Source organism: Fluoribacter dumoffii NY 23 (assembly GCF_000236165.1).
In the GTDB taxonomy this organism is placed as follows: domain Bacteria; phylum Pseudomonadota; class Gammaproteobacteria; order Legionellales; family Legionellaceae; genus Legionella; species Legionella dumoffii.
Window position 1 is genome coordinate 1,361,411 of record NZ_CM001373.1, and the last position, 17,177, is coordinate 1,378,587.

The window sequence follows — 17,177 nt, forward strand, 5'->3', positions numbered from 1 at the left end:
ATTTCATTAATTTATTAACAATTAAGATAATCTTAAAGCAAAAATTAAAAATGCTTCAAAATACCTTAAGTTACTCACCAAAAAAGCTATGGTAAGTTTATAAATTTAGTTATTATGTTACTTACTTATGATTTTGCGATTTTTCAATGCGCTCGATAGTAATTATAATTTTAACATTTTTTTGCTCTGCATTAATTCATGCAAATGAAATTAATATTTCCACAACAACCAAAAATGGAAATACCACTTTTTACCTGCAAGCAGGCGCGTTTAATTTAGAAAAAGATGCAAAACAAAGAGAAAAAGAATTATCCTCCCTCATAGGTGAACATATAGAAATCAAAAACCTCAACGATAAAAAACTTTATCTTGTCCAAATCGGCCCTATTAGCGATTACCTTACAGCCCGGGAGTTGCAGAATAAATTAACCCAAAAGATTAATGCCCAAAAATATCAAAAAAATATACAACAATCATCCACCACAACATCAGCGAATCCATCTGAAAACACCAACGACCAAACAGAGACACTCCCTCAAGAGGGCCAAATATGGAATTTGAGAAATGCAGATGTCAGAGCTGTAATAGCCGAGGTATCGCGGGTTACCGGGAAAAACTTTGTGATTGATCCCCGAGTTCAGGGAAAAATTTCAATCATATCAACCACTCCAATGAATAATAAAGAACTCTATCAGGTTTTTCTTTCGGTGTTACAAGTCTCAGGCTATGCCGCTATACCCAGTGGCGCAATTATTAAAATTATCCCTAATATTGATGCGAAAACTCAATCACCTGATTTGCTGAATGAATTAAAACATCCACCTCAAGGCGATGATATGATGGTGGCTGTTGTGCCTGTTCATTATGTCCCCGCAGAACAATTAGTACCAGTTTTGCGACCATTAATGCCCCAATGGAGCAGTATCTCTGCTTATGCGCCTTCGAACATGCTCATTCTCTCAGGAAGAGCGAATAACATACATAGCCTTGCGGAAATCATCAAACAAGTAGATAACTCCTCTGCAAATGGTATTGATATGGTCCATTTACAGCATTCCTTGGCTATGGATATAGCAGCTACACTAAAAGATCTGGTAAAAACCCAACCCAGCATGGGGGGAGTACGAACTCAGTTAACGGTAGCAGCAGATGATCGATCCAATTCATTACTTATCAGTGGTTCCAAAACAGATAGAATACGACTCAGAATGTTGATATTAAAGCTCGATAGAGAAAACTCTGAAGGGCTTAATACCAATACCCAGGTTGTTTATCTGAATTATCTGAGAGCAGAAGACCTGGTACCTATCCTTGCAGGTATTGCCCAAGCAAATTTCAGTGGTAATGTAGGGACTACGATTGGTACAGTGACTCGCCCTGCTTTGGACAGTACTAACCCTGCATCCAATCTCGTAGGTAATAGCGGTTCGCAGAACTCCGGCTCTCCTTTTCCGACAGGTGGCCCATCCCCGCTTTCACCTACCGGTGCAACAGCGAATACTACTTCCGCAACGACCCAAAATGAAGGGACAACAAAACCATCCGTACAGATTATTGCTGAACCTAATACCAATTCAATTATTCTTAATGCACCAGCATCTATTATCCGAATTCTGAAAAGGGTAATTAACCAGCTTGATATTAAACCAGCCCAGATTCTCATAGAAGCTTTGGTTGCAGAAATTAACCAATCCGATATTAATGATTTAGGTATTGAATGGGGAAGCGATCAACAAACAGGAAAACCAGCCAGCTTCAGACCAGGATTTGCTATAATTAATAGCAAAACCAGAAGCGATGATTTTCAAGCTCAAATCTATGCCTTGGCAAGAGAAAATAAAGCAAATATTTTATCCACTCCTTCGGTTGTAGTTCTTGATAATCGACAAGCTAAAATCCTGGTAGGTAAACAGGTTTCGATTGCATCTACCACTCAGCCTGCTAATGCTGGAGGTACAACAAATAATGGGGTTCCATTTACCACCTTTGATAGAGTTAACGTTGCATTACATCTATATGTCAGACCTCAAATTACACGAGGCCAAGGCATTCAAATGCAAATCGACCAAGGAAATGATACTCTGGATCCACCGGTTGTTGCTCCAAATACAACCACGCCAACATTTAGAATTAGCAGTATAGTCACCTCTGTTCATGTTGAAAGCGGGGACATTGTGGTTTTAGGAGGTTTGACCCAAGACAGTCTGAGTAACGATGATAACCGGATACCTGTGTTAGGAGATATACCAGGTGTTGGCCGGTTGTTTAAACGCAATATAAATTCCCGGGAAAAGCGAGTCCTTATGGTCTTCATAAAACCCATTATTTTGCGTAACGAACGAGAATCAATGCATATGACAGGAGAAAAATACAATAACGTTCGGCAATATGAACTGGACTGGTTGCGATCACAGGATGCCTATTTACAAAGTAATAACTCTACGGTTATGCCAGCTCTAAAACGTGCAGAACTGCCTAAACCGTTTAATCGACCCCCTTTACTAGTAACGAAATAGCCATGGAAAATGAAGAAAAATCACTGAAAATTCCCTACAGTTTTGCAAAAAACCATGGGATTGTTGTTGCCAGTGAAATGAGTGATAACCACGTGCTAGTTTATTATCTGCCCAATACTCCCCTGCAAGCACTTGCAGAAATAAAGCGGTTATTACAATGTGAGTTTACTTTAAAACAAGTTGATGAATCCGCCTTTCAACAGCATTTGGCACATGTGTATCAATCTAAATCGTCGATATTGGAAGCTGCTGGAGGTATGGAGGAAGACATGGATCTTTCCTTACTGGCAAGCCAACTTCCTGTCAGTGAAGATTTATTGGAAAATCAGGATGATGCACCTATTATTCGCCTGTTGAACGCCTTATTTACGCAAGCAATAAAACAAAAAGCCTCTGATATCCATATAGAAACTTATGAAGATCGGGTATTAGTACGTAATCGAATCGATGGGGTTTTGCATGAGGTTTTAGAGATTCAACGTGCTATAGCTCCCTTAGTGATTTCCAGAGTCAAGGTAATGGCCAAATTGGATATCGCTGAAAAGCGTATTCCCCAAGATGGACGTATTTCCCTTCGTATAGGTGGACATAATATTGATGTCCGGGTTTCAACCCTGCCCTCAAACCATGGTGAACGTGTGGTTTTGCGGATTCTCGATAAACAGGCCGCTCAATTGGATTTAAATCTATTAGGGATGCCTCAATCCACCCTGTTAGCCATGCGACAAATGATTGCAGAACCTCATGGGATTATTCTAGTGACCGGACCAACAGGTTCCGGAAAAACCACTTCTTTATACGCCATGTTAACTGAATTAAATCAAGTTACGCGAAATATCCTGACTATTGAAGACCCTATTGAATATGATCTTGAGGGCATTGGACAAACCCAGGTTAATACCAAAGTCCAAATGACCTTCGCAAAAGGTTTAAGAGCGATTCTACGACAGGACCCGGATGTGGTCATGATTGGAGAAATTCGTGATTTGGAAACTGCCGAAATTGCAGTTCAGGCAAGTCTTACCGGACACCTGGTTTTGTCCACCCTACATACAAATAGTGCATTAGGCGCGCTCACTCGTCTACGCGATATGGGGGTGGAATCCTTTCTTCTCTCTTCAAGTATTGTGGGGCTTATTGCTCAACGATTGGTTAGAAAATTATGTCCCCAGTGCAAAACTCCCCATCAACTCAGAGAAGATGAAATAGAACTGATGGGACTGGATTCTAAAGCTGATATTTCAAACGTTTATGAGGCTAAAGGCTGTGACTTTTGTAACAACCTGGGTTTTAAGGGAAGAACAGGGATTTACGAATTAATTACTGTTGATGAGGTATTAAGAGGAATGATTCATCGTCAAGAAAACTTGCAAACGATGGAAAATTATTTACGCCCTGGCACTCCCAGCATTCGCGAAGATGGATTCAAACGAGTGCTTGCTGGTGATACCTCGCTTGCTGAAATTCTTAGAGTGACAACACAAAACTAATAATACTTTAAGGATTTCCACCAAACGCTCTCTTATTTATTTGCTTTTCGATATATCGTTATAATTCATAAATAATTCATAAATTAGGCCCTTGAATAATTTCAGAAGGCGAGCCCGGGCATTTTTCTAAAAAAAGATTTCTTAGTAGTTAAACAGAAAATCTCCTATGAAAATCAAATGGTAATGGTTACTATTAGAGAGAGTTGCAATACGATGAAAACATCTCAAGAAGATATTGGAAAAGTAACTTAATAATAAAGATACTGCCAAAAGAAAGGAAACGGTTAGATGAGGCTTTGGATTAAAGGATGTATTTGCTTCAGTTTATATGCATTAGTATCCTGTACTGTATCCCTGCCCCCCCAAAGCCAGGTTAAAAATATAAAAAATGTTCCGACTATGGAGCACTCTATAAAAAAAAGCTTACAAAAAAAAGCTATTTTTTCCAAAGGCGAATGGCCAAAGAAACAATGGTGGTTGGAGTATAATTCTCCCGAATTAAATGGGTTAATGAACCAAGCTTTAGCAAATAATCCTTCCATTCAAGAGATTCAAAGCCGTATAACAGCTGCACGGCAGCAAGCAATTGTGACGCGCTCCCAATTATTCCCACTTGTTTTTTTTGATGCCCATGAAAATCGGCAATATTTAAGTAAAAACGGTTTATATCGGGCTTTCAACCATAAACTGCCTTTAAATGCCACGGTTCTGGATCTTTCTTTGTCATTTAATTTTGATTTTGATTTTTGGGGGCAAAATCGCAATTTATTTCGCGCTGCTGTTGGAGAAGCTAAAGTCAGGGAAGCAGAAGCGGCTGAAGTAGAACTTGTTATAAGCACAGCAATTGCACAGGCCTATTTTGCATATAAAACCAATCTCATAAGACAGAAACTTTATTTACAGTTAATTGAATTAAATGAAAAAATCACAAAATTACAAAACCTTTTGGTAAAAAAGGGGCTTTCTTCGGAATTGCCAGCCTTCGAAGCATCAGTAAATTTGTTTGAGACCAAAAAACTTTTATCGAGTATTACTGCTGAACTTGCAGTAGACAGGCATTTGCTTAATATTTTGGCAGGACAAGGGCCTGACACTCCTGTCTTGCTCTCCCCTTCTCTATCAAGCAAACCCAAAACCTTAAAAATTCCTAAAGTCTTACCCATAGATTTCATAGCCCGGAGACCTGACCTCATTGCACAAATTTGGAGGGCCAAGGCATTAGCCTATAAAACAGGAGCAGCTATGTCTGAATACTACCCCAATGTAAACCTTGTAGGCCTTGTGGGTCTTGAAAGTACAAGTTGGAGAAAATTTTTGGATATTTCAAGCGGGACGGCAGCCCTAAGACCTGCCATTCATTTGCCCGTCTTCACCGCAGGGGCCATACGCGCAAATATCAAAGCAACCAAAGCTCAATTTGATGCAGCAATTGAGGCATATAATAACCTGCTTTTATACAGTACCCAGGAGGTACTTGATGTTCTTGCCTTTGCTGAAGACATTTACCAGCAAAAAAGAGAGCAGGAACACGTAGTCGAATTTGCAAAACAACGCTATGAATTAAGTTATGTACGTCAGAAGAAAGGACTGGACAGTTTGCTTGATCTCTATTTTTTCCAGGAAGAATTGCTTCAAAAAAAACTGGTAGACGTTACGCTCCTTTATAACCAATACCTTGCCTCTATAAAATTAACCAAAGCTTTGGGAGGAGGTTATTATCAAAATACCATACCATTGGTGAACAACTCATGAATAAAAGATCGCCTTCTTTTTATTTTACCCTCATTCTTATTGTTCTGTTTGTTTTTTTCTTTTTATATTGGCTTTTTGTATGGAGAAATCAGGCCTATACGAATGATGCTTATGTACAAGGAAATCAAGTCTACATTAAAGCCTTACGTCCAGGATTTGTGACAGGCATTTATACAGATGATAGTTTTCTGGTTAAAAAAGGCCAACTTATTGTTTCTTTGAATGAAACAGATTCCCTGATTGCTTTAGAAAAAGCAAAAAAGAAACTTGCCAAAACAGTACGCGATGTTTGCCAGGCATTTCACGATGTATTTATATTGGCTGCGGAAATTGAGGTAAAGAAAGCAGAACTTTTAAAAGCCCAACAAAATTTGAAACATCGTCATGACGTCATTCATGTTAAAGGAATATCTTTAGAGGATTATCAGCATGCACAGGATGATTTAAAAGCCACCGCCGCATCATTAAAAAGTACTAAAAATAATTATCAAAAAATGTTGGCGTTTGTACAAGGTACTTCAATTATCGAACATCCGTGGGTGCAAGCTGCAGCCCAGGAAGTACGTGATGCCTGGGTACAATTATACCGCTGCAAGATCTACGCGCCAGTAGATGGCCTTGTAGCACAAAGGACTATCCAGGTAGGAATGTGGGTTTCTCCCAATGAACCGCTTATGTCCATCATTCCTTTAGATCAAATGTGGGTCAATGCCAACTTTAAAGAAACTCAGCTCAAAAAAATGCGTATTGGTCAGAAAGTCACCTTTACTTCCGATCTCTATGGCGCAAATGTTGTTTATCATGGCAGGATTGTTGGCCTTCCGGGAGGAGCAGGCAATGCTTTTTCATTATTGCCCCCGGAAAATCTCTCTGGAAACTGGATTAAAATCGTACAAAGACTACCTGTTCGTATTGCATTAATTCAGGATGAATTAAAAAAATTTCCTTTACGTATTGGACTTTCTTTAGAAGTTACCGCCAACCTATCCGATCAAAATGGACCTTTGGTACCCACCACGACATCTGGCGCGCCTCACTACATCACCGATATTTTTCAAAAAGAAGAAGCGGGGGATAAAAACCTTATTGCAGAGATTATAAGAACTAATTTGGATCCTAACCTTCAGAAATATGCCAACACTCCTTTAACTGTTAGTAACAAAATCTTAAATGGGTGAGGAAGAATGATTTTCTATATCTTACTCTTATCCTTAGCTGCTGTAATTTTCAATTTAACCTTGCCCATAATGGCTGGACTTTACATAGTCAGTGATCTGGGAGGAAGTCCTTATTTAACCTCGTATACAGTCAGTTTTTTTTGTATTGGTAATCTATTGGGAGTCCCCTTAGGAAAACCGGCAATAACTCGATTAAGCCCTATTCAGCTCTATGTGGTATGTTTTGCCTTAACCTCCTTATTTTCTTTGGGATGTGCCACAGCCAATGATTTTTATCATTTCATTTTATTCAGATTTTTGGAAGGACTCGCCTCAGGACCTGTTTTTCTCCTTATTACTTATACCTTGATTCCTTTATTAGCACCGAATAAAGACAAAAGTTATGTAGTTTCTTTAGTGCTGATTTGTCTCTCCATTATCCCTGTGCTGGGAGCTTCTTACGGTGCATGGATTGCCTACAATTACACTTGGCGTTTTCTTTTTTACTCCAATGTCCCGCTCTGTCTTTTCTTAATTGTATATGTTGGGTTTGGCTACAGAAAATACCACGAACCGGTGAAGCAAGTTTATTTTGATAAGCCTGGATATGCATTTTACTGTATCAGTATAGTTTTTATCGGAACCGCTTTAACCGTTGGTCAGGAATTGGACTGGTTTCGCTCTTCTTTAATCGTTTTTTTATTGATAACGGGAACCGTAAGTTTAATCTTTTTCGTACTGAGGAGTTGGTCGTCACCCTATCCTGTTGTTGAATTAAAATTGCTTAAAAATTTTTATTTTTCACTTGCAATGATCTACATTGCCCTATTCTTCGCGCTTTATTTTGGTATGGTTATTTTGTTATCGTTGTGGCTTAAATTGTATGTCAATTATACTCCAGATTGGATAGCATTAATCATAGGAACAATGGCGTTTTGTGGATGGATACCCGTACTCATTCACAAAAGGCGATATAAACCCTTTTTCCCATTAATCCTTGCCTTACTATTTTTTGCTATCTCCTGTTTTTATACCAGCAACTTTAACGTGGAGATTAATTTTGGCCGCATTGCTTTTTCCAGGGCATTGGCTGGAATCGGGCTGGCATTGTTTTTATCACCGCTTTTTCTATTGTCAGTACAAACTTTTCCTGAAACTAAGCTTGCTGAAGGCATTTGCTTTTTTCATGTAGCGCGTTTACTGGGAAGCGGATTAGGCGTCTCTTTATTTCTTATTTTGTGGCATAGGCGCGAGGTATTTTTTCATCTTCGACTAGGCAGCAGTTTGACTGATTTTTCTCAAGGGACCCAACAATTTTTTGAGCGTGCCAAATTATTTCATATCCAGGGAAAGCATGCTTCAGCACAATTGAATTATTATCTAACGCGACAAGCTACTGCCTTGGCTTTAGATGATTGTTTTTATCTCATGGGTTGGATAGCTCTCATTTTATTGTTTTTTCTGATTTTTTCTTATTGGGTAAGGATATTTATGTTCACAGATAAAAACAAAGATCTGGAAGTAATTTCGCCTGGGTGAATTAAGAATCTCGTGATGAATTCTTTTAACCCGGGGCTACGCTCCCCGGACTAAAAATATAAGGAAGGGATGATTAAAATTTATTCCATCTTGCGCCATGTGGTCCCATTGGGTCCATCTTCCAGTTCAATCCCTCGTTTTAACAAGTCTGCTCTTATTTGGTCAGCTCGTCCCCAGTTTTTATCAGCACGGGCTTGAAGTCGTTCAGCAATTAACTCTTCTATTTCTGTTTTGTCCTCTTCGGCAAAACCCGATTGTAAAAAAGATGCGGGATCTTCTTGTAATATACCCATTATCCCTGCTAAATACTTCAGTGTATTTGCCAGAATGACAGAGCGGGATTTATTGATTTCATGACTCAGTTGAAATAAAACAGACAATGCGACAGGAGTATTAAAATCGTCGTTCATCGCTTGATTAAATTCACTGATCCAGTGGTTATCCATTTCACCATCCGGGATAACCTGGCTGTCTTTTAAAGCCTGATATAAGCGAGCTAATGCTTTCCTGGAATTAAGCAGATTTTCTTCGGAGTAATTTAAGGAACTACGATAATGACTGCTTAAGAGAAAATAGCGTACCACTTCAGGATGGTGCTTGGCCAAAACATCAGCTATTGTATAAAAATTCCCTAATGATTTGGACATTTTTTCGTTATTGACTTGCAGCATTCCTACATGCAGCCAATAATTGGCAAAAGGTTTTTCAGTAGCGGCTTCACTTTGAGCTATTTCATTCTCATGATGTGGGAATTGCAGATCCAGCCCTCCACCATGAATATCAAACTGCTCTCCCAATTCACCCATAGCCATCGCAGAACATTCAATATGCCAACCTGGACGTCCTTCACCCCAAGGTGATGGCCAACTTGGTTCACCCTGTTTTGCTTTTTTCCACAAAACAAAATCGAGTGGTGATCGTTTTTCTTTGACGACCTCAACTCGCGCTCCAGCAACTAACCCTTCTAAATCTTTATGGGATAATTTCCCATAATCAGCAAAAGAATCGACTTGATAACATACATCACCATTATCGCTCAGATATGCATTTCCCTTCTCAAGTAAGCGTTCGATAAGTCGTATAATGCTCTCTATGTGTTCTGTTGCACGCGGTTCCACATCCGGAGGCAAAATATTCAGCGCTTTCGTATCCTCATTCATTGCCGCAATATATTGGGCCGTCAAATCATCGATTGGTATGGCACGCTCATGGGCGCGGGCGATAATTTTATCATCGATATCGGTAATGTTTCGCACGTATTTGACATCATAACCTTGAGAACGCAGGTACCGAACGATGACATCGAAAGATACCATAGAACGGGCATGGCCTATATGGCAATGATCATATACCGTAATACCACAAACATAGATACCAATTTTTCCAGGAGAAATAGAAACAAATGGCTCTTTTTTTCTGGTTAAAGAATTAAATAAATGCAACATGTCTACCCCTTTAGCTTACCCTATTTTTCCCCACGTATCTTTTAAATCAACTACACGATGAAATATACTAACACGTCCCTCTTTTGATTCATTCACGCAATAATATCCCAAACGCTCAAATTGAAATACTTCACCTATTGGCTGATGTGCTAAAGCTGGCTCGCAATAAGCTTGTTTTACTTTTAAGGAATCATGATTTAAAAATTTGAAGAAATCGTCTTCACGGCCAGGATTAGGATCATTAAATAAACGATCATATTCCAGGACGGTCACAGGATAGGCGTTTGCACAGGATACCCAATGAATGACCCCCTTCACTTTTCTGTCTTCCGGATTTTTACCCAAAGTTTTCTCATCGTAAGTACAACGCAACTCAATAAGGTTACCTTGCTCATCATGGATTGCTTCATGACATTTAATCACGTAAGCATGACGCAAACGTACTTCTGCACCAGGAGATAAACGAAAATATTTTTTAGGCGGCTCTTCCATGAAATCTGAACGCTCGATATAGATTTCCCGAGTAAAGGGTAACTCACGTGTCTCCGAGTCTGGATCTTGCTGATTAAAAACAGGCTTTAGCACTTCTACTTTGCCCTCAGGGTAATTTTCTATAATCACTTTTATAGGATCCATCACACACAAAGCACGCTTTGCGGTCCTGTTTAATTCGGCCCGAACACACTCCTCGAGGATGGACATATCAATTACTGAATCACTACGAGAAATTCCAATTACTTCACAAAACTGACGGATTGCAGCTGCAGGATACCCACGCTTACGCATACCACGGATAGTTGGCATTCTTGGGTCATCCCAGCCAGACACGGCCTTTTTTTCAACTAATTCACGTAATTTTCTTTTTGAAGTAACCGTGTGAGATAAATTCAAACGAGCGAATTCCGTTTGTATTGGTTTTGCAGGAACAGGTAAATTGTCAACAAACCAGTCATACAATGGCCGATGATCTTGAAACTCCAACGTACATAAAGAATGGGTAATTTTTTCCAAAGCATCAGAGATGGGATGAGCATAATCGTACATAGGATAAATACACCATTCATCTCCAGTGCGTTGATGATGGGCATGACGAATGCGATAGATCACAGGATCACGCATATTTACGTTTCCTGATTGCATGTCAATTTTTGCTCTTAATACATGGGTACCATCAGGAAATTCTCCAGCTTTCATGCGGGCAAATAAATCAAGGCTCTCTTCAATGGGTCTATTTCTGTAAGGACTTTCCCGTCCGGACTCCTGCAAGGTACCCCGATAGGCACGAATTTCTTCCATACTTAGGCTATCAACATAAGCCAAATCCTTTTTAATTAATAAAACTGCAAAATCATAAAGCTCATGGTAATAATCTGAAGAATGAGTCATTGCATGCCATTCGAAACCTAACCAGCGTACGTCTTCAATAATTGCGTTAACGTACTCTTCTTCCTCTTTGATGGGGTTAGTGTCATCGAAGCGTAAATAACAAATGCCTTTGAACTCTTGTGCCAGACCAAAATTCAAACATATAGATTTAGCATGTCCTACATGCAAATATCCGTTGGGCTCAGGAGGAAAACGAGTTACTACAGATTGGTGCTTGCCACTCGCCAGTTCATCAGTAATCAATTGTCTTATAAAATGAGCTCGCTTTTCAGTTAATTCTATCATTGGATTTTCCATCACTATTAGTACCATGAAGACCGATAAAACTAAAACCGGGTATTTTTTACCTCAGTATCTGTTTATGTCTTCGTCTTCACTCAAGCCACAATCATGCAACAGGCCACTCACAAACTACATGGGATTCAAATGGAGTAAGGAGATGGTTGAGTCCCTGTTGCCATCATTTTAAATTATTATCCATAGCATGTCGCATGGAAAAAATTAAATCTGCTCCTGCTTGCAACAGATCATTATTTGTATTGTATGCATTCAGAATTTGCGTTATGAGGGCTGCCCCCACAATAACACCATCTGCAAAACTTGCAACCTCTGCAGCCATCTCGGGTGTTTTTATACCAAAACCTACCATCAAGGGAAGTGTAGTTTGTGCTTTGCGATGTTGATATTGCGATTTCAAAGAAGAAGCATCCAAAGCATCTGACCCGGTAACACCCTTTAGAGAGACGTAGTACAAATATCCCTTCGCAAACTGATTAATTAAGGCCATCCGCTCATCGGAGGTCGTAGGTGAACAAAGAAAGATACTGTATAAACCATATTTTTGCCAGACTTTTGCCACATCTTCGCTTTCTTCAGGAGGCAAATCCACCAGAATAGTTCCATCCACCCCAGCCTCCGCTGCCTGTTTTGCAAAAAGCTCATAGCCCATATGTTCGACAGGATTTAAATAACCCATGATTACCACAGGGGTTGCTTGATCCTCTAAGCGAAATTCTTTCACCATATTTAATACCGTGTGGCAATGTACATCCTGGGCAAGCGCACGTTCCATCGCTCTTTGAATCACCGGACCTTCTGCCATGGGATCGGAAAATGGGATGCCTAATTCCAAGATATCAGCCCCAGCTTTGACCAGCTCATGCATCAGTTTAACGGTAACTTCTGGGTAAGGGTCTCCTGCGGTAATATAGGGACTTAGCATTTTTTTGCCTTTAGCTTTCAAGTCCATTAATTTTTTGTCAATTCGATTCATACGGTAATCCCATCTATTTGAGCAACAGTATGCATGTCTTTATCACCTCGACCTGATAAATTCACGATAATGTTTTGCTCTACGGACATTTTCTTTGCGAGTTTCATTGCATAAGCAACAGCATGGCTGGATTCAAGCGCAGGAATAATTCCTTCAACCCGGGTTAAGGTGCGAAACGCGTGCAATGCCTCATCGTCGTTAATTGCTTCGTAAATTACACGACCCGTATCTTTTAAATAGGCATGTTCTGGACCTACCCCAGGATAATCAAGGCCTGCTGATACTGAATGAGTGTCTTTAATTTGTCCGTACTCATCACACAGCAAATAAGTCCTATTCCCATGCAAAACCCCTGGCGTTCCAGCAATTAGCGAAGCAGAATGCTCACCGGTTTCCAAACCCTTTCCTCCGGCTTCAACCCCATATATAGTAACGGTTGAGTCATTCAGAAAAGGATAAAATAAACCGATAGCGTTAGACCCCCCACCGACACAAGCAACCAAAGCATCAGGTAATTGTCCTGTTTTTTCTATGAATTGAGCTCGTGCTTCGATGCCGATAACAGCTTGGAAATCACGAACCATCTGCGGGTAAGGATGAGGGCCAGCAACTGTTCCGATAATATAAAACGTATCATCTATATGGCTTACCCAATCCCGCATGGCTTCATTTAATGCATCTTTTAAAGTCTGTGAGCCTGCAGTAACCGGAACAACTTCAGCCCCCAACAATTTCATGCGATACACATTGGATGATTGCCGTTTAATATCTTCCGCACCCATATATACGACGCACTCCAAACCCAATTTTGCAGCTACTGTTGCTGATGCAACGCCATGCTGCCCTGCCCCTGTTTCGGCAATCACACGGGTTTTACCCATGCGTTTGGCAAGAAGTGCTTGTCCTACTGTATTATTAATCTTATGTGCCCCGGTGTGATTCAAATCCTCTCTTTTTAAGTAGATTTGAGCGCCACCGATTTCGTGGCTTAAACGGCGCGCATGATAAAGGGGGTTAGGCCGCCCTACGTAATCTTTTAATTCGGAATCCAATTCAGCTAAAAAATCGGGATCCTTTCTATACTTTGTATAAGCCTCTTCCAACTGCTTTAATGCATACATCAGAGTATCGGCTACAAAAATACCGCCATAGGGACCGAAGTGGCCGCGTGCATCAGGAAGTTCTTTTTTGTTCATTAATCTACCTTCATTTACTTCTAAAATGTAGCCTGGGTGAAGCGCAGCTAACCCGGGATTAGGGGGCTAATTTTCCGGGTTATGCTGCGCTTCACCCAGATTACCTTACTTACAATTTAAAATTTTCTGCATAAACCGGCTCATTTTGCCATGATCTTTAATTCCAGGCGACAGCTCGATGCCACTGCAGAGATCAACGGCATAAGGAGTGCATGATTTAATTGCTTCCAGAACATTAGCCTCATTCAGCCCCCCTGCCAGTATATAGGGTTTTCCTACTTTTTTAGGAATAATGTTCCAGTCAAAAACACATCCAGTACCTCCCCTTGCTGTTTCAGAGGGGGTATCGAGTAATAAAGCATGGGCAGTTTCAAACTCTTGTGCAGCATGCTGAATATGCTCCTCCGAATTTGAAGGTATGGCTTTAATAAAAGGTTTATTAAATTGCTGACAAAACTCAACAGGTTCATCCCCATGAAATTGCAATAAATGAATCGGTAATTCCTCTATTATTTTATAGACCATTTCTTGATCAGGATTAACCAAAACAGCGACCGAACTTACAAACGGGGGAAGATCGTTTAATAATATCTTTGCGTGTGCTAAGGAGACACAACGCGAACTCTTTGGATAAAAAACCAAACCAATCGCATCAACCCCTAAATTAATAGCATGGGCGATATCCTCACCACGTGTCATACCACACATTTTGACTCGTACACGCGCCAAACTCAATTATTTCTCCAAAAGAAAAGAGGGTCCTGGGTAGTTTTGCAATATAGAGAACTCCTGGGGATAAGTGACTTGCACCAAATACAATCCATAAGCAGGGGCTGTTTCAGCACCTAATCTCCTGTCTTTTGCCTTGAGTACCTCATCTACCCAAGAAACAGGATGTTTTCCTGAGCCTACCGCAATCAACACCCCCGCGATATTTCTTACCATATGATGTAAAAAGGCATTTGCAGTAATATCAATTATGACTAAATCACCCAGACGACTCACCTGTAATTTATGTATATTCCGCATAGGAGTATTTGATTGACACTCAACTGAGCGGAATGAAGTAAAATCATTCTCTCCCAGTAAGACCTGAGCAGCTTGATGCATCAACCGATGATCGAGTTGTCTGTATTGCCAGGTTACATTACTTCGTAATAAAGCGGGCCTAATAGGTCCATTATAGATGACATAACGGTATCTGCGTGCTGTTGCAGAATATCTTGCATGAAATTCCTCTGATAATTCCTTTCCCCACTTGACGCAAATATCTTTGGGAAGAAAAGAATTTGCACCATGAATCCATGCACGTATGCTGCGGATCTTGTCACAATCAAAATGGATGACTTGATTCGTAGCATGTACCCCAGTATCTGTCCTACCTGCACAAACAACAGAAATAGGGCAATCTGCCACCTTTGATAAAGCATGTTCTACGGCTTGTTGCACAGTATGCAAGCCTGTTTGTGCTTGCCAGCCATGATAGTGGCTACCATCGTACTCAAGCACCAAGGCGATACGCATTGATTATTCCTGATAAAAGGGTCAATTTATAATACAGCATATGTTTTGTCTATACTTTAGATAATTGATTTTCAAGTTTATTAATTATTATAGTAATTTCTCTTGGTCTAAGCTCTATTTTTTATTGATATACCTACGATATTTTTCTCAATCCTAAATTATCTTCCGGCAATTTTATTGATTTAATTCATTTAATTATGTTACTTTCTCCTCCCACAATTAAATAGTATCCATAATTGTGCTTCTTACGTATTTGGCATCTTAAATTTGAGAAATATTATGAAATGGAATTTATTTTATCCAGGTATTACTGCGTTATTGCTTGTCTGCCATGGCCAATCCTTCTCAAGGGATAATGAAATGACACGTAATCCTGTGCCGCACTCTGTTTCCCCTACTCAAAATAATTGGTTTGTATCCCTTGGAGGCGGCGCTCAATTTCCTGATCTAAATTCCCATATGAAAGTAAATAATGGCTCAGGTTTCCCACATCCGTTTGATTATGATCGGTATGCAATCACTAGTGATAATGGCGGTGTCATTGCAGCATCTGCAGGCAGGCGTTGGCAAAATGATAGTTTCTGGTTCCCCTCTTATTCATTGAGTGTTTTCTGGCAATATTTCTTCAAAACTCATCTTCGTGGTGAAATAACCCAATATTCCTTACCGGAGTTTACAAACTACAATTACAATTTGGATTTTACTTCCAATCTTTTATTGGCGTCAGGAAAAATTAATCTGTTTCGATATGGAATATTTTCACCTTATGTTAATGGCGGTATAGGAAGTTCTTTCAATGATGTATCTAATTATCGTGAACATGCGTTAGCTGGAATAACTCCGCGAGTCAGTCCTGGATTTAGAGGTTCTAATACCAGTGAGTTTGCTTATAATATTGGTGCTGGTATTGAAGTACAATTTTTACCGCAACTCATTTTCTCTTTAGGTTATATTTACCAGGATTTAGGTCCTGTCTCTGGAGGTAAGGGTGTGGATACCTGGACTGAACAATCCTTAAATCCTGGCTCTTATCGTTCCAATGAAGTTTTAGTCACCGCAACCTATCTTTTTGGGGCAGAGAAAAACGATATAAAATAAAAAATTAAAAGCAGGTATGAGAATCCATGCGCCTGTCCTGTTTATGACCCAGACTTTCCTTTGATCTCATCGATTAAGCGCTGCGCTTCTTCTTTTTGTGAACTCGTTCCATGTTCTATGACTTCATTTAAAGAATTTAATGCAGATTCTATATCTTCCATCCCTATATAAGTTCTTGCTAATGCCAGTAGGGTATCTAAAGCTTTTTTGTTCTTTAAATTAGAAAGATCCCTGCCATTTTCTTCCTGTGGTGTTTGTACCAATTCAGTTGGTTCCGAAGAAATAAAATCTAGAGTATTTTCATCCTTGCTGAACAGTTTTTGAGCAACATCTTCTTTTGGAGGCTGTGGCTCTGTAAGCAAATGATGGAGACCTGATTCAAATTCGAGAAGGTTATCATCTTGAGACACCTCGCTTTCCGCTTTTTTACCCTCAACTTGAGGAGAGGATATGTGTTCATCTTCAGCCGGTGCAATTTCCAATAAGTGCTCTTTATCTGCTGTTGCAAAAGGAGTCTCAATGGAAAGAGACCCCTGTTCCGGAGGTCCACTAACCCGCTCTGTATCCGCCTTTTCTGGGGGATAAACTATTTGTTCGGAAAGAGTTGAACCGTTGTTGGAAGAGGTCTCTGTTTTTTCTTCTGACTCAAAATCTAACCCAGGCGCAATTTCCAAGGGCGGAAGTTCGGATTTTAGCTTGAGTTCGAGGTCTGATTCTGATTGCGGTTTCAAATCTGGCTCATGTTTTAACTCGGGTTTAGGTTTTAACTCGGGTTTAGGTTTCAACTCAGGCTCAGATTTC

At 40.0% G+C, this 17,177-nt stretch carries 13 protein-coding genes; 6 read left to right on the forward strand and 7 right to left on the reverse strand.

Features of this window, described 5'->3' with window-relative positions:
- The first annotated feature begins 146 nt into the window (after positions 1 to 146).
- The 5 genes from lspD (at position 147) to KYQ_RS06235 (ending at position 8,454) form a co-directional block, all read left to right on the forward strand.
- Positions 147 to 2,516 (forward strand): GspD family T2SS secretin variant LspD, encoded by a 2,370-nt coding sequence (gene lspD / locus KYQ_RS06215; RefSeq protein WP_010653428.1) that lies wholly within the window; start codon positions 147 to 149, stop codon positions 2,514 to 2,516.
- 2 nt (positions 2,517 to 2,518) lie between these two features.
- Positions 2,519 to 4,006 carry a GspE family T2SS ATPase variant LspE gene (lspE, locus tag KYQ_RS06220; RefSeq protein ID WP_010653427.1) on the forward strand — a complete coding sequence of 496 codons (1,488 nt, stop codon included), beginning with the start codon at positions 2,519 to 2,521 and terminating at the stop codon, positions 4,004 to 4,006.
- 288 nt (positions 4,007 to 4,294) lie between these two features.
- Positions 4,295 to 5,758: an efflux transporter outer membrane subunit gene (locus tag KYQ_RS06225; RefSeq protein WP_010653426.1), complete on the forward strand. Its 1,464-nt coding sequence runs from the start codon at positions 4,295 to 4,297 to the stop codon at positions 5,756 to 5,758.
- Positions 5,755 to 6,936 carry an HlyD/EmrA/EmrK family protein gene (locus tag KYQ_RS06230; RefSeq protein WP_019349763.1) on the forward strand — a complete coding sequence of 394 codons (1,182 nt, stop codon included), beginning with the start codon at positions 5,755 to 5,757 and terminating at the stop codon, positions 6,934 to 6,936. The genes KYQ_RS06225 and KYQ_RS06230 overlap by 4 nt, the downstream gene beginning before the upstream one ends.
- Positions 6,937 to 6,942: 6 nt before the next feature.
- Positions 6,943 to 8,454 carry an MFS transporter gene (locus tag KYQ_RS06235; protein ID WP_010653424.1) on the forward strand — a complete coding sequence of 504 codons (1,512 nt, stop codon included), beginning with the start codon at positions 6,943 to 6,945 and terminating at the stop codon, positions 8,452 to 8,454.
- An 80-nt stretch (positions 8,455 to 8,534) separates the two neighbouring features.
- Here KYQ_RS06235 and cysS read toward each other — a convergent pair whose 3' ends face one another.
- From cysS to truA, 6 genes are all read right to left on the reverse strand, one after another.
- Positions 8,535 to 9,899 (reverse strand): cysteine--tRNA ligase, encoded by a 1,365-nt coding sequence (gene cysS, locus KYQ_RS06240; protein ID WP_010653423.1) that lies wholly within the window; start codon positions 9,897 to 9,899, stop codon positions 8,535 to 8,537.
- A 15-nt stretch (positions 9,900 to 9,914) separates the two neighbouring features.
- Entirely contained in the window at positions 9,915 to 11,570 is a 1,656-nt protein-coding gene (locus tag KYQ_RS06245) for a glutamine--tRNA ligase/YqeY domain fusion protein (RefSeq protein WP_019349764.1), read from the reverse strand.
- A 175-nt stretch (positions 11,571 to 11,745) separates the two neighbouring features.
- Positions 11,746 to 12,558 carry a tryptophan synthase subunit alpha gene (trpA, locus tag KYQ_RS06250; RefSeq protein ID WP_010653421.1) on the reverse strand — a complete coding sequence of 271 codons (813 nt, stop codon included), beginning with the start codon at positions 12,556 to 12,558 and terminating at the stop codon, positions 11,746 to 11,748.
- Positions 12,555 to 13,754: a tryptophan synthase subunit beta gene (trpB, locus tag KYQ_RS06255; RefSeq protein WP_010653420.1), complete on the reverse strand. Its 1,200-nt coding sequence runs from the start codon at positions 13,752 to 13,754 to the stop codon at positions 12,555 to 12,557. The genes trpA and trpB overlap by 4 nt, the downstream gene beginning before the upstream one ends.
- 105 nt (positions 13,755 to 13,859) lie before the next feature.
- Complete coding sequence (locus KYQ_RS06260) at positions 13,860 to 14,489, reverse strand: phosphoribosylanthranilate isomerase (RefSeq protein ID WP_010653419.1); 630 nt, start codon at positions 14,487 to 14,489, stop codon at positions 13,860 to 13,862.
- Complete coding sequence (truA, locus tag KYQ_RS06265; RefSeq protein WP_010653418.1) at positions 14,490 to 15,278, reverse strand: tRNA pseudouridine(38-40) synthase TruA; 789 nt, start codon at positions 15,276 to 15,278, stop codon at positions 14,490 to 14,492.
- Positions 15,279 to 15,557: 279 nt separating this feature from the next.
- Here truA and KYQ_RS06270 point away from each other — a divergent pair, with 279 nt between their 5' ends.
- The gene (locus KYQ_RS06270; RefSeq protein ID WP_019349765.1) at positions 15,558 to 16,376 is read left to right on the forward strand and encodes an outer membrane protein; all 819 of its coding nucleotides are present in this window, start codon (positions 15,558 to 15,560) and stop codon (positions 16,374 to 16,376) included.
- 41 nt (positions 16,377 to 16,417) lie between these two features.
- Here the strand turns inward: KYQ_RS06270 and KYQ_RS19290 are convergent.
- The coding region (locus KYQ_RS19290; protein ID WP_035748860.1) for a FimV C-terminal domain-containing protein at positions 16,418 to 17,177 on the reverse strand (760 nt) is incomplete at its 5' end.